General features: G+C 50.4%; 12 protein-coding genes. 10 read left to right on the forward strand and 2 right to left on the reverse strand.

What is annotated here, in order from left to right; genetic code table 11:
- Window positions 1–13: 13 nt before the first annotated feature.
- Window positions 14–556 (reverse strand): cupin domain-containing protein, encoded by a 543-nt coding sequence (locus ACN4EK_RS20555; protein WP_431660064.1) that lies wholly within the window; start codon window positions 554–556, stop codon window positions 14–16.
- 829 nt (window positions 557–1,385) lie between these two features.
- Between ACN4EK_RS20555 and ACN4EK_RS20560 the strand changes: the two genes are divergently transcribed.
- Together ACN4EK_RS20560 and cpcA are read left to right on the forward strand one after the other, a co-directional pair.
- Window positions 1,386–1,907: a phycocyanin subunit beta gene (locus tag ACN4EK_RS20560; RefSeq protein ID WP_431660065.1), complete on the forward strand. Its 522-nt coding sequence runs from the start codon at window positions 1,386–1,388 to the stop codon at window positions 1,905–1,907.
- Window positions 1,908–2,210: 303 nt separating this feature from the next.
- A complete protein-coding gene (gene cpcA / locus ACN4EK_RS20565; RefSeq protein ID WP_431660066.1) occupies window positions 2,211–2,702 on the forward strand; it encodes a phycocyanin subunit alpha in 492 nt (163 codons plus the stop codon).
- A 198-nt stretch (window positions 2,703–2,900) separates the two neighbouring features.
- On the opposite strand, the gene ACN4EK_RS20570 is transcribed toward cpcA, so the two are convergent.
- Window positions 2,901–3,455, reverse strand: coding sequence for an MgtC/SapB family protein (locus tag ACN4EK_RS20570; RefSeq protein ID WP_431660067.1), 555 nt, complete (start codon window positions 3,453–3,455; stop codon window positions 2,901–2,903).
- 450 nt (window positions 3,456–3,905) lie between these two features.
- Between ACN4EK_RS20570 and ACN4EK_RS20575 the strand changes: the two genes are divergently transcribed.
- The 8 genes from ACN4EK_RS20575 to ACN4EK_RS20610 all read left to right on the forward strand — a co-directional run.
- A complete protein-coding gene (locus ACN4EK_RS20575) occupies window positions 3,906–4,391 on the forward strand; it encodes a GPW/gp25 family protein (RefSeq protein WP_431660068.1) in 486 nt (161 codons plus the stop codon).
- A gap of 96 nt (window positions 4,392–4,487) precedes the next feature.
- On the forward strand, window positions 4,488–6,683 hold the full coding sequence (locus tag ACN4EK_RS20580) for a putative baseplate assembly protein (RefSeq protein ID WP_431660069.1): 2,196 nt from the start codon (window positions 4,488–4,490) through the stop codon (window positions 6,681–6,683).
- Window positions 6,684–6,732: 49 nt separating this feature from the next.
- Window positions 6,733–7,764 carry a phage tail protein gene (locus tag ACN4EK_RS20585; RefSeq protein ID WP_431660070.1) on the forward strand — a complete coding sequence of 344 codons (1,032 nt, stop codon included), beginning with the start codon at window positions 6,733–6,735 and terminating at the stop codon, window positions 7,762–7,764.
- Between the two features lie 24 nt (window positions 7,765–7,788).
- Window positions 7,789–9,171: a hypothetical protein gene (locus ACN4EK_RS20590; protein ID WP_431660071.1), complete on the forward strand. Its 1,383-nt coding sequence runs from the start codon at window positions 7,789–7,791 to the stop codon at window positions 9,169–9,171.
- Between the two features lie 36 nt (window positions 9,172–9,207).
- Complete coding sequence (locus ACN4EK_RS20595) at window positions 9,208–11,139, forward strand: cyclic nucleotide-binding domain-containing protein (protein WP_431660072.1); 1,932 nt, start codon at window positions 9,208–9,210, stop codon at window positions 11,137–11,139.
- Between the two features lie 103 nt (window positions 11,140–11,242).
- Window positions 11,243–13,150 carry a cyclic nucleotide-binding domain-containing protein gene (locus ACN4EK_RS20600; protein WP_431660073.1) on the forward strand — a complete coding sequence of 636 codons (1,908 nt, stop codon included), beginning with the start codon at window positions 11,243–11,245 and terminating at the stop codon, window positions 13,148–13,150.
- A 30-nt stretch (window positions 13,151–13,180) separates the two neighbouring features.
- Entirely contained in the window at window positions 13,181–15,328 is a 2,148-nt protein-coding gene (locus ACN4EK_RS20605) for a hypothetical protein (protein ID WP_431660074.1), read from the forward strand.
- A gap of 35 nt (window positions 15,329–15,363) precedes the next feature.
- Window positions 15,364–18,284, forward strand: a 2,921-nt coding sequence (locus ACN4EK_RS20610) for a COG1470 family protein (RefSeq protein ID WP_431660075.1), incomplete at its 3' end; no start/stop codon positions are given.

Here is an 18,284-nt window from a genome sequence, read left to right on the forward strand (position 1 = left end):
TGATTGATTCAAGCTAATTTGATTCATCCATAACGGTGTTGGTGTAGTGAGCCATCCAACTATTGGTGTTGACAAAATAGCGAGCTGCTTTGAATTGCAATAATGCGGTCAGGCTAAACCAATGCTCTACATGACTGGGAATATGCAGAAAATCTCCTGCTTCCAACCGGAGTTGAAGCTGGCTACCCTGATCAGGGTGAGTAAATCCAAAAATGGCGGAGCCTGCCAGAACATATAACACTTCTGGATCGGCGTGAGTATGATAGCGACCGTAATTATGTTCGATCGTTTGTAAATTCGGTGAACCTGGATGCAGAACCAGCAGATCGCACCAAGCATACTCACCATCGGGAACGATCGCCGCGAGATGATCCTGGTAAAGCTCTAATAGATTCTGTCGATGCTCCAGTTCTAAAACATCGCGTTCTAATAAGTCTTTAGCGGCGGGTAGAAGCTGTATAGGATGATATTCCAGACGAATATTGATTGCTTCTAGGACAGGTGAGATCGAGGTTAAGCCGTGAACTTGTTGGTCAGCAAGTTGCAGAATTGCCATATCGGATGAGGACGGGATTGAGGGATAGGAACTGAAATAGACAGGGGATGGAGGGGAGGTAGAGGCAATAGGATCTGGTTAAAATACGGTAAGACGATAGGAATACAGTATTTTACTTGCTTCATCTTGACATAGCCCTTAATAAAAAGCAAGTTCAGGGATTTAATCAGAAGCTAATTTACTGTCCAGCCCAGCAGAAAAGCTTCAGGCAAGAAGTGGCAGTAGGTTGATTTTGTAATTGGAAGCACAATCATTAACGTTGCTTAAAGTAGTGGAAATAGATTGAATGACTAGAACCCATTTCTTTGTAACTGTAAGCACAATTAAATTAAGTTTTAGAGCGGGCTATTGGATAGATTTAATTTGCTGCCAATGACTTGATTAATCCTAAAACCCTTTTTTTGCAATGCTTTATGGCATAAAAAAGTTAAACAGTAGGATAGAAATCCTACTTGCTTGTGAGGATTTAAGCTAACAAGAAAAACTGCCCTTAACAAACTTTAATAAAAACGAATGAGTTAGCATTGTATAACTAGAATTCGTAAGGGTTAAACAACAATCACAGCTTAAAACTCTACAGTTTAGGCTTGAATAACTCTCAAGAATTGGGGTTTCCCAGAGCTTTGAAATATTTCCTGATCCTGCCTGGATCAAGCTTTTCCTCAAAGGATCAGGACTAAAGCAACTTTGATATAGAGTTTTTAGCTCTATGTTGACTTTGTGCTTTCAAAGCTATTTCTGAAGGGTTCATTGGTCATTCAACCCTTAAACCTCTGGTTTAAAACCACATGATGATCTTCAACTAATCCAAATTTAGGAGATTGAAACGATGGTACTAGATGCTTTTGCCAAAGTGGTTGCTCAGGCAGACGCGCGGGGAGAATATTTGACGAACGCTCAAATTGATGGACTACTCGCGATCGTGCAAGATGGCAATAAACGGATTGATGTTGTCAATCGCATTAGCAGTAACGCCTCAGCCATTGTGGCTAATGCCGCGCGGGAATTATTCGCTGAACAACCGCAATTGATTGCTCCAGGCGGCAATGCGTATACCAACCGTCGGGCTGCTGCTTGCATCCGTGATCTAGAAATTATTCTGCGCTATGTCACCTATGCCATTTTTACGGGAGATTCCAGTGTCTTGGACGATCGAGCGTTAAATGGGTTGCGGGAAACCTATGTGGCGCTGGGCACTCCTGGGGCATCCGTCGCGGCGGGGATTCAAAAGCTGAAGGAAGCGTCGATCGCGCTTGCCAATGATCCAAATAATATTACGCGGGGTGATTGCAGCGCCTTAATTGCCGAAGTCGCGGGTTATTTCGATCGAGCAGCGGCGGCGGTTGGCTAATTTTTGTGATGTTCACTCCGTATGAGGCATCGCTGATCTAATGACGACTCATTAGTCGTGACAACCTCGATCGCAATTTACAGCAGTTTTCGCCCCCCTAGCCCCCCCAATTCTGGGGGGAACAGGAGCCAAAGTCCCCCAGAATATCGCCTGACGGCATCCTAGAAAGGGGGCTTAAAGCCCTACGGGCATCCTAGAAAAGGGGGCTGACCGAATTGACAAGTGTGATGCATTCATTTGAGAACGGCTGTAGATTGCACTCAATTGTTACACCTACTATTTCTATTTAGGAGAGTTTTGTCCATGTCTAAAACCCCTCTAACCGAAGCTGTGACTGCCGCCGACTCCCAAGGGCGCTTTTTGAGTAGTGGTGAATTTCAAGTAGCCTTTGGTCGCTTTCGGCAAGCGGCGGCGACCCTGGAAGCAGTGAAATCGCTCTCCGGCAAAGCTCAAAGTTTAGCCGAGGGAGCCGCGAATGCGGTTTATCAAAAGTTTCCCTACACCACGCAATTGCAAGGTCCTAATTATGCTTCGGATGCCCGTGGCAAAGCAAAATGCAGCCGTGACATTGGTTACTATCTACGCATCATCACTTATGCCCTGGTGGTGGGTGGCACAGGACCGATCGATGATTATCTTGTCGCTGGTTTAGCTGAAATTAACAGCACGTTCGAGTTATCACCCAGTTGGTATGTGGAAGCGTTGAAATACATTAAAGCAAATCATGGTTTAACAGGTGATCCGGCGGTTGAAGCAAACTCTTACATTGATTATGTCATCAATGCTTTGAGTTAACCTGTGTCTAATTGAACGTTGAGTTGGCAAACGCGTCTAGCCGTTTGCGTAGTTAGTTGTTGTCTGGCTCTTGAGTTAGCATTGGATTCCAGTCATAAATTGAGAGTGGTAGCCGCATTGTTACTTCAGCAGATCAGCAATTTACTAACTACGCAAATGGTTTTTCTAGTCCAGTCAGGGCTGAGCGATCGCCTGTCCCTACTGACTAACATCGGTCGAATTGCGCTTCAGATTACTTGCCGAAGCGGAAGGTGTTTGGTGTGGATTTAGAGTGGCTTGAGAGGACTGAAATAAAGGAATTTGCCTCACCCGCTTCATGCCACTTAAGGTCAGTAAGGTTAATCCTGCTCCCAATAACCCCATTTGCCATAATCCGCAGCCGATCGCGGCTCCTAATGCCGCTGAAATCCAGATCGTCGCAGCGGTGGTTAAACCTCGGACTTTAGGCACTCGCGATTTTTTAGAAGACTGCTGCAAAATTAAACCGGCTCCCAAAAAGCCGACTCCTGTTGTTACCCCTTGCAGAGTCCGACTGAGCGCATTGGTGGTGGCAAAGGACGTGTCTCCTTCAGCTTGCAAGGGAATCATCACAAATAAGGCGGCTCCCATACTGACCAGCATAAACGTCCGCATTCCGGCGGGTCTACCACCGCGTTGACGGTTATAGCCAATCAGACACCCGACAATCATCGCGAGCAAGAGCCGAAACCCAATATGCAGCCAATCACTGGCTTCTAGCATCATTACTACCATGCTGGTGCTCCTTTCCGGGGTCATTGAAATTGCTGGTCGCGTGCTCTGCATCCATTAAATACGCAAAACTCGACCGATTTACAGTAGATTAATTCTAAGTTAAATTAAAGTTAAGTCAAGTTAAAATATTAGTTGGCACTGTTTAAGGAACAGGTGCATCCCTGCATCACCTAATCCTGATCAATCCTGGTGCTGTTTTTGTTGGGTTTGCTGGTCTTGCGAACTGAGGCGGATTAACTATTAAGTTCTGAAGCATTAACTGTTAAGTTTTAAGTGACGAATTTACAAAATATTGCGATCATTGCGATCGTTTTCACCTCCTGCAACCCCAGGTAATCCGCTGGTTTGCCCTGGTTGAGCCAATCACCTTCAGACTCGACTTTTGGCGAATGGTGATGGATAGAGATCTTTCGCTAAGGTATCTGCGCAGTCAGGTATCAGCGCCCTTGTATGCCCGATCTTTATCCTCTGTCTGATCCACAAGCTTACCTCGGTACAGGTTGGAGTTTTCCCCTGCGGGTGAATGTGCAGGGTAGCCTACAGCTCAGTGCCGCCGATCAAAATATTCAAGAATCGATTTGGATTATCCTCCGCACCTCGATCGGGGAACGCGCCAGTCGCCCCGATTTTGGGTCTGCCCTCGCCGACCTGGCATTTGCGCCAATGAGTTCCGATACGCTGGTGCGGTTATGTATTGCGGTTGAAGAAGCGCTCAACCGTTGGGAACCCCGGATTGAATTAGACAATGTTCGGGCTGACCCTGACCCCCTGCGGGGACGAGTGGACTTATTGATCGACTATCGCATTGTGGAAACCTATGAGACTCGCAGTTTGGTCTATCCCTTCTATCTGCAATCTGCAACGGAGGATCTGGATGAGGCGTTGACGGCGGAGCGGCGAGGGGCTGTCAGCGACTTTAGCCTGGAGGATTGGTAATTCTGCCTTCCCGTTGACTGCTCGATTCGATCGCCTATCTCTGTCCCTTTGCCTCTGTCAGTCATAGCCCACTTACCCCCCGGACTAGCCGCTGCTATGGATCTCGATTTTCTGCCGAAGCTACCGAAATCAAACCTGGACGATCGCACCTACCAGGATTTGAAGGATGAGTCGTTGTTGCGGATTCCCCGCTACTGTCCCGAGTGGACGAATTACAACGCCAGTGATCCCGGCATTACCATGATTGAACTATTTGCTTGGATGACCGAGCAAATGTTGCAACGCTTCAATCAAGTGCCCCGCCGCAACTATGTCACCTTCTTAGAGCTACTGGGGATTCGCTTACAGGCTCCGGCTCCGGCGCAAACGAACCTGACCTTTTACTTAAACAGCACCCTGGCTGAACCCTATACGATTCCGACGGGAATTGAGGTGGCGACGCTGCGAACCGAGGGAGAAGAGGCGGTGGTCTTTAGTACCGATCGCGACTTGACGATCGGTAGTCCCGGCTTACGGCATTTTCTAACGGCAGAAATTGTGGAGGACACCCCACAGACTCTCCGCGATCGGTTTACGGATTTGTGGACACAGGATCATGATGGGCGCTGGTCAGGCCCCGAGCAAGCGTTATTTGCCGAACGACCGGAGACAGGGAACTGCTTTTATCTGGTACTGGAGCCTGCTTCGGTGGTGGATGGCAATGTGCTAGCGGTGAATGTGCAGGGGGAAGCGGCAACCTCTACGGGGATTAATCCCAACCTGCCGCCCCGGCGCTGGGAAGCCTGGGATGGTGAAACCTGGCAACCTGTTTTGCGAGACGAAATCGATGACAGTACCCAGGGCTTCAGCTTTAGTGAACTGAGTCAACAAGGGTTGAATGCGGTGCAGGGAGCCGATGTGGTGCTGCACTTACCGATGCAATTCCCAGTCACCAACTTTTTGTCCTATCAGGGACGCTGGTTGCGCTGTGTCTGTACGCCACCCAATGCCGATCAACCGGCGTACAGTCGATCGCCCCAGATTATGGGGTTATCGGTTCGCACGATCGGCGGTAGTGTGGCTGCCAGTCAATGCACGTTAATGCGGGATGAAGTGTTAGGGCTGAGTGAAGGCACTCCCGGACAAAGTTTTCAACTGTTTGGGGTGCCAGTGTTACCCCGACGGCAGGGCGAGTATATTCAGGTGATTCCGCCCGGTGGCTTACCCCAGAACTGGCAGGAAGTGCCCGACTTCTCCCAATCGCAGCCGGACGACCACCATTACGTGATTGATTCGCTGACTGGCGTGGTGCAGTTTGGGCCGCTGGTACGGGAACCCCATCAACTCAAGCAAGAAACTGAGGTGCGTAGCCAGATCCAAACCAGTCCCCGGCAACAAAGTACCGTCAATCGGGTGTTATCTGCCCCGATGTTAGAGCGGCAGTATGGAGCAGTGCCACCTCGGGGGGCGATGGTTCGCATGGTTGCCTACCGCACTGGGGGAGGGCAGCGGGGTAACGTGCAACCCGGAAGCCTGACCGTGATGAAAACGGCAGTGCCCTATGTTGCCTCGGTAATTAACCATGATCCGGCGCAGAATGGCACAGATGCAGAATCCTTGGAGCAGGCGGCAATTCGGGTGCCGGGGTTGCTGCGGAGCCGCGATCGCGCCGTGACTCCCGAAGATTTTGAAACATTAACGTTGCAAGGAGCACAGGGAGGCGTTGCCCAATGCCGTTGTTTACCTGCTACGAAGAGTCATGAAGCGGGAATTGTCCGGTTATTAGTGGTGCCGAAGGTGAACCTGGAACCGATTTATCGAGCCGAGGGCATTCATCCCGATCAGTTCAGTCTGTCACCGACCTTACAGCAACGGATTCTCAGCTTTTTAGCCGATCGTAAGTTGTTGGGAGTAGAGGTGAAACTGGAGCAGCCCGAGTATGTCGGCGTGTCGGTACGGGCAGAAGTGGGGCTCAGTCCGGAGTACAACAATCCCCAATCCCGCGATGAAATTCTGCGGACATTACGGGTGTTACTGTACCGTTTCCTCAATCCCTTAACCGGCGGGCTGGATGGCAATGGCTGGCAATTTGGTCGTCCGGTCTATCAGTCCGATATCGTGGCGCTATTCCAGCAAGTGCCCGGAGTTCGGTATCTCGGGGTTGTCCAACTGTTTGAACTTCGTAAACAGAATGGTAGCTGGATTCGCAATCCTTCCCCCGATCCCGTGATTGATCCCGGCAGCTTTGGTCTGATTTGTTCCTGGAGTGAACGCCGCATCCGTGCCCATCACACCATTAACCTGATCAGCTAACCCCTCCCCATCCTCCCTATCTCCCTCACCCCTCTACCTCCTAACGCCCATGCCCCCGACTCACTCCAACCAGGTCTTACGAATGCGTCTGCTCTCGATGCAGATTCCCGAGGAAACGCCCTCGATCGAGAGCGATACGGCGGCGTTTAACTTGGTATTGTTACCCGGAGAGGCGATCGAATTAGTCGTCCAACTGGAAAACCTCAGCGATCGATCGCTGGAGATTGATTTGCGACTAGACGGTGAGTGTCCGCTCTCCTGGTATCGACTGGGACTGGAAGGTCGGGAACTGCGACCAGGGCAACGGATGGATGCGGTGATTGTGTTTCAGGTTCCGGCTAATTTCTTTGAAGATACTCAGGCACTACGAGCCAACGAAAGTTTGGGGTTGAACTATCGGTGTCAGGTAGTGGCGGCGTTCCGGGACAGTGCAGCCAGACAACAGCGCCAGGAATATGCGCCGGTTAATCTCTGTGTGCGCTCCCGTAGTCGCTATTTGCAATTTCTGCCCCTGATCTACCGGGAAGTGGACTTTATTGGTCGCTTCCTGAAGATTTTTGAGCAGGCATTTGACCCGGTGGTGCAGTCGCTGGCGGTGATGTGGGCAAATCTAGATCCCCTGACGGCACCGGAATCGATGCTGCCATTCTTAGCCCATTGGGTCGCCTGGGATCTGGATTCCCGGTGGAGTCCACTCCAGCAACGGCGACTGATTCGCAATGCGATGGAAATCTACCGTTGGCGGGGGACGCGGCGGGGCTTACGGCTGTTTTTACACCTTTATACGGATCTGCCCTTAGATGATCACCTGTCCCAGGAAACCGACAAACATATTTGTATTGAAGAAGCCACCTATAAACCCTTTATGTTAGGTAGCGGTTTGATGGGACAGGATACGGCTCTAGGGCATGGTCGTCCCTTCCACTTCACCGTCCGGTTGCGACTTCAGCCCAATATGGACATTGATGAACAACTGGTTCACTACATTATTCAAAAAGAGAAGCCTGCCTTCTGTACCTACGAACTGTTTGTCCAGGATCCCTCTGCGACCGAGCGATCGGACTTAGCGATCGCCAGCTAACCTTACCCATCCCTTCTGCCGCTTATGCACATCCTTCCCTCTCCTCCGATCAAACCATTTGAACGTCTACACGTTTCAGATGGCTTGCTGATCAATGCGGAACGCTGGCGACGGGCACATGAGTATCACCGCGATCGCCAGAATGTTCACTATCAATCACTCAATCAACCTGGGATCGTCTGGGGGTTAGGGGTCTGTGTGATTCCAGCCCCTCAAGATGTGCCCGCCCAATATCGTGATGGTCGCTGGGTGCAGGTGCAACCGGGCATTGCGATCGATGCGATGGGCAATCCGATTGTGGTGCCGCAACCGATCGAGTTCCATGTGGCATCTAATCCCTTAGAAGGGGAACCCCTGATTACCTATCTTGTGGTTAGTTATGTAGACCCCGATCAACTGCAACGCCAGGCTACCTCCGAGATGGTGCAGGAAACCTTCCGGATTGATGAACGCAATACGCCACCGGATGCGATGGAAGTGGAACTGTGCCGGATTGTGTTGCAGCCTGGATTTGAGCGGATTCAAGCAGCAACCAATGTGTTTGAACCGGAATATCAGGCGCTAGATTTGCGGTATCGGGTGCAGGCGCAGGCCCGATCGCAGGCCATGGTGCGGGTGGCAACCCTGGCGGCAACGGAGGCAATTCCTGCTAATCCCCAAACTGCTCAGTTAAACGAGAATGCGATCGATTTGCTGCGATCGCTGAAGGCGTTATATCCGGCTTTACAGGGCGCGGAACCGATGAGCCAGGTGAACCTCCAGGCGATCGTGGATCTCACTGCCTGCGATCTCTTGCTGTTAACCGGGCAGCAGTCCCATGCGTTGTCTGATGCGATGGTGGATACCGTCCGGCAGTTTCTGGAAGGAGGAGGAGTTGTGCTGGTGGAGGTTTCGACTCAGGGATCTAAATTAGAGGAGTTAGGAACCATTCAACAACAATTAGCGGCGGCGATCGCTCGGCTCAACATTGGAGCCAGTAATCCCGCCGAAAGTAATGTCAGCCTCAGCGAACTCACAGAATTACGGAGTTCACTAGAAACAGAACTGGAAGCGATCAATCTTGCTCTACAACAACAAATTAATCAACAAGTGCAAAACTTTGAGCAAGTGGCTCAACAACTGGGAACTCCGTTGGTTACCTGGGAAAATTTGCCGCGTCACCACCCGTTACGCAGTCAACCCTTTCTGTTTGGAGCCGCCCCCAGTGTGAATGAACAACCAATCAAATTCCTGGTGGGGGGAGGATTAATTGTTGTCTTGGGGCAATTATCTGCCGCCTGGGGATTAGGAGATTTAACCATGACCAGAGACACAATTCGAGCGGCACAGGAAATGGGCATTAATCTTCTCCACTACGCTCAACGCCGCAAACAAATGACGCAACTCCAACAAGTGAATAGTCAGTAATCTATGTTTCCCTATTCTTTCACCCTTGGCTGAACTATGCCTGCGATTTCAATACGTCGAGCCCTACCAATTCTGTTGATTACTCCCCTGATAGCCACTGTTGGGCTAACAGGTTGGTTGGCCTATCGCGGGGGACAGCAATCGGTAGAAGCATTGGCAATCCGGTTAAGCAGTGAGGTGAGCTATCGGATTAAGCAGCATGTTAATAACTATATCGATAAGCCACAACTTGCCAATCGACTGATTGCCGCTTCCATTCGCAGTGGTAATTTGGATCCCAATAATCTACCGGAAATGGAACGGTTTTTGTGGCATCAAATTCAGTCGTCCCTGGGGTTGACCTACATTTACTACGGCAATCCCAAGGGTCATTTTGTTGGGGTGCAAGTGCAAGAGGATGGCTCGATCCTGTCTCGCATTCGGGATGATTCTACCTTTCCTGGTCGCACCACCTACAAACTGGATCAGCAGGGCAACCGAGCGAGTGTGGAGCAAACTGGAGAAAAATTTGATCCGTTAACTCGACCCTGGTACAAGATTGCGATCGAGACGGGGAAACCTACCTGGAGTCCGGTGTTCAAATTCTCCTATGCCGATGTCTTAGGCATTACCGCCACGATTCCGGTTTACACCGAAGGCGGAAATCTGCAAGGAGTGTTGGCGAATAATGTGCCATTGGAACAACTGAGTAAGTTTCTTCAGCAACTCAATATCAGTCCGGCTGGGGAAGCCTTCATTATGGAGCGATCGGGGGAATTAATTGCCAGTTCAACGGGAGAATCGCCGGTCGTCAAAGCTTTAAAGGGGACAGAGCGGATTTCGGCAATTAAGAGTACCCAGCCTTTGATTCAGGCAACGGCAAAACAGTTATATGACAAGCATGGTGATTTTAGTCAGCTTGAAAACGACGAAACGTTAACGTTTCCGTTAAAGGGGGAGAATCAGTTTGTCCACGTTGCCCGTTTAATTGATGAGCAAGGTCTGGACTGGTTGGTGGTAGTGGTGGTGCCAGAAGCCGACTTCATGGAAAAAATTAATGTCAACACTCGCCACAACCTGCTGGTTGGCTTGGGAATTGCCGGAATCGCCGTACTTTTAGGGTTGTTTGCTGCCCAGCGAATTATTCAACCATTGGAACGCTTGAGTTTAGCGGCGAAGGAGATTGAGTCGGGGTACTTTAGTCCGGATAGTTTGCACGATATTGTCGAGCGATCGGATGAAGTGGGACAACTGGCGCGGGTGATTAATGAAATGGCAACGGTGGTGTATCAACGAGAACGCCAATTGCAAAGTCAATTACAACGGATGCAGAGTGAGACCGATCGCGTGAAACGAGCGGCGATCGCTGTGAATTTGACTGAGCGCAATCATGTACAACAGTTGTTGCGGGTATCTCGGCAGGCGCGGGGTAAGGGTGAGGAACTAGAAAAGTTCAAATTGCCCGATATGCTGCGTCACGTCACGTACTTTCAGAATTTGACTGATCCAGAATTAAAGTATTTGTTTGATGTCGGGTATAAACGGGTCTTCCGGCAGGACGAATATATTTGTCAGGAAGGGGAAGATGGTGATGCGTTTTACATCATTCTGGTTGGTTCCGTTGAAGTGTTCATTGAGAATCCCAAGCGACATTTGCGAAATATGGCAGAGGGCACGTTTTTAGGTGAATTAGCCCTGCTGTTAGGCATTCCCAGGACGGCTACTGTCCGGGCATTAGAGGATAGTATTTTGTTTGTTATCGATCGCTCCGGGTTCCAGGATTTCCTCAATCGTTACCCCCAAATGGCTAATGATATTGCCCTCAAGATTAATGAGTACCAATCGGAGTTGGAACAACGTAAGGAACTATTGAAAGATGCGGGGTTAATTGAAGATGAAACCAGTTTTTCCCAAAGTCCATTAAGTTGGATTCGCCGCCGGATGAAATCGTTGTTTAATGTGCAATTCGATCAAGTGAGTAGTCCATAGATCATGATTTGCGATCGAGTCCGTTCGGTTCATTCATCTTGCATGTCATCTACTATGCCATTGTTCAAACCTCTATTCTCCTAACCTTTGATTTGGATTTCCTATGCCATCGATTTCGATTCAACGAGCCTTGCCCACTTTAATCATTGCACCAATTATGGTTACAGTTGGGCTAACCAGTTGGATCACGTACCGAGGTGGACAGCAAGCGGTGGATGCCCTGGCATTTCGCCTCAGTGATGAAGTCAGTGCCCGGATTACCCAACATTTGAATGGGTATCTGACCAATCCCCATGAGATTAACCGCATGAATCTGGATGCCAGTCAGGCGGGCTTGCTGAATCTGCAAGAGTATCGCAGCGTTGAGAGATACTTTTGGGAACAGATTCGCTCGGTTAATGTGGGTTATATTTCCTTTGGCACTCCGAAAGGCGAATTTATTGGACTGGAGCGGTTAGACAACGGCGAATTATTGATTAACGAAGTGGCAGAGACTACGGGATTAGGCAAACTGCATGTTTATCAACCTGACTCCCGGGGGCAACGTGGTCGCTTGTTAGAAACGAAACCCTACGATCCCCGCCAGGAGGTCTGGTACTCCGAAACGGTCGCGGCGGGCAAGCCGATCTGGAGTTCGATTTACCAGTGGGAAGATAAGCCAGACGTGGTATCGATTACAGCAAATCAGCCTGTGTTCGATCGCCAACGGCAATTGCTGGGGATTCTCAGCGTGGATGTGATTCTGTCGCAGTTGAATCAATACCTGAATCAAACGGAATTTAGCCCTTCCGGCAGAATCTTTATTGTGGAACCGGATGGCATGTTAGTCGCGAGTTCTGCCGCCGCCCTACCGTTTAAAGCAGCCGATAATACCATTCAGCGATTAAAAGCCTCGCAGTTTAGCGATCGCCAAATTCAGTTAGCGGCAGAGTATGTCACCAAGCGATTTCAGGACTGGGATCAGATTCAGGCTCCGCAGCAACTGGTGGTGATGATGGAGCGCACTCGCTACTTTCTGACCATTACGCCCCTGCGAGATCAATATGGGCTGAGCTGGTTTATTGTCACGGTGGCACCCACCTCAGATTTTATGGGTAAAGTTCATGCCAATCTCCGCCAGACGCTGTTGATCGGTTTAGCGGTGGCAAGTGGTGCGATCGTCCTCGGCTTAACGGCGGCTCAGTGGATTACTCGTCCCCTATTGCGCTTGTCAAAATCGGCGGCGGCGATCGAATCCGGAAACTTTGATCCAAGCCAATTGCAGGATGTGATGCAGCGACAGGATGAAATTGGGCAACTGGCTCGCGTGGTTGATGAAATGGCAACGGTGGTCTATCGTCGGCAATCACTGATGCACTCTCAATTACAACAACTGCAAAATGCCAATGAACGCGCTAAATATATGGTGGCGGCTGTAGATCAGGCAGAGCCTCTCTATGTCAAGCAACTATTGCAACAAGCCTGGCAAGCTCGGAGAAAAGATCATGAATTTCAGCAATTGAATCTAGTTGAGCTATTACGACAGGTAACTTATTTTGCCTCGTTTAGTCCTACCCAATTGCAAGCCTTAGTGAATGCTGGCTATCGCAAAATTGTGCAGGAGGGAGCTCATATTTGCTGGGAAGGGGAGCCTGGAGATGCCTTTTACATTATCTTGATTGGCTCAATCAAAATTTATACGGAAAGCTTAAATAAAGATTTAAATCATTTGAGCCAGGGACAGTTTTTTGGGGAATTATCCCTCTTGTTAGGTATTCCTCGAACCGCCTCTGCCCAAGCCTTAGAGGATAGTATTCTCTTCGTCATCGATCGCCCTGGATTTCAAAAGTTCTTAAGAGAGAACATCACCCTGGCAGATGAAATTGCCCATAAAATTAATCAATATCAATCTGAATTAGAGCAACGTCAGAGCTTGTTGCAACAGGCGGGGCTGGTCGAGGATGAAACAGAATTTAAACAGAATCCCTTGAGTTGGATTCGGCGGCGGATGCAATCACTCTTTAACGTTTAATTTCAGCAGGTTAGCGGTTCAACTTTTGCTATGACCAAAACCCCTATCGCCACAACAGTCTCACAGAAGGAACTGAGTTTCCAGCCCGGAACATCTACGGCTTCCTTTGAAGTGACGGCAGTGAATGAAAGCGATCGCTTTGCCACGTTTCAGTTGGAACTGTTGGCTCCCGGTATTGAGGCGAATTCCAAACGGCGCTGGTATGAACTCGCCCCGGAAATTTCGGCGAAAAAGCCACCGGGCGATCAAACCCGCTTTAAAGTGACGATTACCGATACTCCGATTCCGGGGTTTGCTGGGGTGATGAACCTAACCGTCCGCACCTTCTCACTGGAATTAGGTGAAGATCGCAAATTGGTGCGGTTAAATCTGGAATCGGGAACGGCGATCCCCGTGAAGGTAGACCTGCCGATCAAACAATATCAGGTCAACCCGTTTGAACAAATTGACATTCTGGTGCGGGTGCATAATCCCAGCCAGAAGATTACCGATGTAATGTTAGGGCTGACGGGACTGCCACCCGAGTGGTTGCCCTCTGGGACAGAACACCGCTTACGCCTTGAGCCAGGAAGTTTGACTGAGGTCTTATTTGCTGTCTCCATTCCACCAACCACACAAACGATTTGTGGGCGCTATGCCTTTGCCGTCCGAGCCACCCAACCGAATGGTCCCCCTTCCAGTGCGACTGGCGTAGTAGAACTCCGTCCCAGTGGTCAATTGGAGTTAACCTGTTCTCCGACTCAACATGTTTTACCACCAAAGGGGGCGGGTTGGCGATGGTGGGCAGATACGGTCGATTATTGGCTGGAGTTCACCAATCAAAGTAATGTGCCGGAGCAGGTTTCAGTAAATCTGAGCGGTGATGATGTTGAACAAATTACCTTTCAAGTGTTGCCCGATCGAGCGACCTTAGCACCCGGAGAAAAGTTGCCAGTGCAACTCACGGCTTCTACCCGTCGTCCCTGGTGGGGCTGGGGGAAACACCTGCTGTTTGAGGTAAATGGGCTGCTCTCGGATCCCCGCACGACCCTGCGGGATGATACGCAGGTGCTGCGCCTGAAGGTAAAGCCAAAATTACCGTTATGGATGCAGCTATTGCTGGCAGTGTTGTTGCTATATGGCATCTGGTGGTGTTCCTGGATGAATCCCGAGAACCCGTTCTATGGGCACCGGGCGGCAGTCAACTCTGTGCAGTTTAATGCGGTGGGTACGGAACTGTTGAGTACCTCGGATGATCAACGGATTATTCACTGGAATGCTCCGGCGTTCTTCAATCCATTGGCAAAACAACAGGTGGGGTTATTGGGGCAGGCACAGAAATCAGTGCGGGTAGTGCGCTATCGTCCGTTAGGGAATGAATGGGCAGCGACAGGGTTGGAAAATGGCGAAATTCAACTCTGGCATCTTGGCACCCATCAAGATCCATCGGTCTTCAGTTATCAAAAGGACGATCGCGTCATGAGTCTTGCCTTTACCCGCGGCTCTCGCTATTTATTTAGTGGGCATGGGAGTGGCATGGTGTTGCAATGGGGAGTGAATGATCCCGATTCCGAAGCCGGTTTACCCACACCGGATGCTTCACTGCGGCGACGGCAGCTTGATTTCGCCATCTACGGCATGACGTTGATTGGGAATGCGGATGATACGCTGGCGATCGGGGGACGCTATAACAAACTGGTGTTCTGGAATTGGCAAAAAGATACGCTGAAACCCATTCCCTACCCCCGCGTCGGCGGACAGGAAGATTACATTACCAGTGTTGTGAAGTCGGAATATAACCCCTACCTGTTGGCAACCGCCGATAATCAGGGCTACATTACCCTATGGAATTTGCGCCCCTGTATGGAGGGAGATCAGCCCTGTGAGGTGATCGAAGAATGGCAGGATGGTCATGATGGTCAACCTGTACGGGGTTTGGCATTAAGTGATGTTGGGTGTTATCTGGCGAGTGCGGGAGCCGATGGGCGAGTGAAGCTGTGGGTATTGGATAAGGAAAGTAAACGCGATGCCCGATTTGTCAACGGCATTGTTGTATCTCGTAGACCACGGGCTTTTAACACGGTTGATGTCAAAGTGGTCGATCGTGATGTTGTCATCGCCAGTGGGAATGATGATTCTCAAGTCAGGCTAGCCAGAGAACCTCGCAAGCCAGAAGCGATGTGTGATTTGTATCAATAGATTCAGCATCTACCCTTGCACAAGGAGAAGAAGGTGTGACTCAGGAACCGCTATCAAGTTTGGGCTCGGCAATGGTTGAACAGACTGAATTGACTCGTTTAGAGCCACCGATGAATCTCCCTGTGTATGCGGCTGTGGCAGGGCAAGGGGTGAATCTGTTAATGTTGCCCGATCGCCAACAGGCATTGGTCAATTGGTTGATGCAGGAACAGTCGGCTAACCTGCTCGATATTGCCGCTCACCTGGAACAGGATGTTGAGGCAACCCAATCACTCATGCAGTTGCTGGTCGAACAGGGGTTTGTGCAAGACATTTCTAGCCAATTGATCAGTTCCCAAGCGGATCTGGCGCGACAACGTCGATCGGTGGTGATTGATGACGATCGCGATCCAACGGAATCAGTCACGGTCAAACCACTGGCGGTAATCATCAGTCCATCGGGGGATCACAGTGCCACCGCCGGATCATCGTTTGAAGTGAGTGTCACGGTGTTTAATCGGGGCAATCACAGTGCGTTAATTGATGTCTTCATTGATGAAACGGCGCAAACTTTGCGGCAGTGGTGTCTGTCTCCCTCAGAACGTCTGGCATTGGGAGCCGGACAAAGTAGTGAAGTCGTCTTTCAGTTTCAAATTCCGCCGCAGGTGCTACCCGCGATCTATACCTATCAGGTCGTGGTTGACGCACCGGATCATTATCCTGAAGATACCCCGATTCAGTTCACGAAGCGGCTCCAGGTGATGCCGTTGTTTGAAACGGGGGTACGGGTCAATGATCCGACCTTTACGCTGGCACCGTTGAGTAGTTCAGCCCAACCGATTGGCTTACAACCCGGTGCTACCCTGGAAGTCAAAGTCCAGGTGCATAACCGTTCCGATCGCGTCGATCGCTTTCGCCTCCTCTGCCCTGACTTAGAGCGATCGTGGTTTACGATCCGTTATCCCGAAGGCATTGAAGTACCGGGGCTGATTTCGTCTGGAGATGGCTTGCGGTTGAACCCCGGTGGTAAAGGAGAGATTTTGCTCTACCTGACTCCGCCGATCGATGCCCCTGCCGGAATTTATTCCCCCACGATTCGCCTGTTCTCGGCAAACAATCCAGAACTCAATCTGCTGGATGTGGTGTATGTACAGGTATCACCGATTCACCTGCTCAATGCCGAACTGAAGACATTAATTAGTAAAGTTCGGCGGCAACCAGGGGTTTATCAAGTCAGGCTATTTAATACTGGCAATACTCGTCGTAACATCCTTCTGAGTGCCAGAAGTTTAGATGAAGAAGATGCCCATCTCTTCGCCTATACCTGGCTCGATCGCTCGGGACAGGAGATTCGCTTGCCTGCCGCTACCCCGACAACGAACGCGGCGGTTACGGAAGCCGATCCGACTGTGGCGCGATCGCTGGCTCCAGCACTGCCACTCCAGATTGCTGCCAAGCATACGGTGGATGTGGGGTTACAGGTGAAGCCGGTGCAATGGTGGCGGCGACCGTTCTTTGGCTCTGGGCGTACTGCCAATTTTGTGGTGGTGTTGGAGGATGCTCAGACCTTACCACTACCCTCCGAACCCTTACAGGGAACCCTAGTCTGGAAATCCCGCCCCTGGTGGCAGTTTCTCCTGGTATTGCTGACGGGATTAAGTGCGATCGCCCTGTTGGGATTTGCGATCTGGTGGGTGTTCTTTCGACCGATGACTCCGCCCAGGGTGTTATCCTTTGTCCCCGTTTCGACCAACTATCAGGAAGCCGAAGGTAAACCAGTTCGACTCAGTTGGCAAATCTCAAACGTGAAGCGGATTGGCAAGCTGGAAATTTTGGGACGTTCCCGGGAGGAGGGGACGGTACTCAGCCAACCCGAAGTCTACGATTTTAACCGGGGGATTCCCAAACAACTGGAGGAGTTATGTAGCGTCAGTCGAGCCATCCTCACCTGTCAGAATGTGCCCACGGAGGCGCGGAAGTCGGGGAATTATGTGTTTGAACTCTCAGTATTTCCGAAAGGAACGGGAGCAAATCAGCGTCAAGCCTATGTGGTGGCAAAAACCGATCCGGTGAAAATTAGCCCGATCGCGCCCCCAAAAATTGCTCAGTTCACAGGCACAATCATGCCTAATGTATCGTTGACAGACAGTGTCAGAAGCTTTTTGCAGGCGCAGGATGCCACAGCGAATCAGAACCTCGGCGATCGTGCCAATCTATTTTTATTAAACTGGCGGGTCAGTCAGCCCAAACAACTAAAGGAATTGCGCTTAGTCGGGCGGGATGTCGATGGCGCAGTGACCAGCAAAGCTCAACGGTATGACGTGAGCCAGGGTTTACCGGAATCTCTGCAACTGTTTTGTGAATCTGCCAATAAGGAACTGGTGTGTCGGAATGTGCCGGTGCGGGTAACAAAACCGGGGGACTATGTGTTTGAGTTAGCGGTTGTACCTAGACAGGGAGAGAGTGAACCTGCGGATACGAAGAAAACGGACACCCTGAAACTGGAACCGAAAGCGCCGAAGATTACTGCCTTCCGGATTAATGGTCAGGAAGCCTTACCTAAATATCTGGTGCCAACTAAAACCGGGAAAACGGTGAAGGTGGTGCAACTGGAGTGGCAGGTGGAACCGGGAGAGGATATCAAAGTCGAGTTGCTACCGACTCCGGGAACGGTAGGTTTAAACGGAAAAATGGACTATCCCCTGGTGCAGCAACCGGGTGCAGTGACGATTACCTTACAGGTGACGAATGCGGCGGGTAAACAAGTCCGGCGCTCGATCGAACTTCAGGTCTTTGATCCGAAGGCTTCTAATCCTCCTCCCGTACCGATTATTAATATCCCTAACCTCAGTCCAGCCAAACCGACGGTGATGCCAACAGCCGCACCCCTGCCCCAGGTCTTCTCCCCCCCGGTGGTGGCTCCGGCACCCACGATGCCCCAGCCTCCCACCTTGATTCCTGTCTCTTATACACATCT

Origin of the sequence: Pantanalinema rosaneae CENA516, assembly GCF_050753385.1 — a bacterium.
GTDB lineage: Bacteria > Cyanobacteriota > Cyanobacteriia > Leptolyngbyales > Leptolyngbyaceae > Pantanalinema > Pantanalinema rosaneae.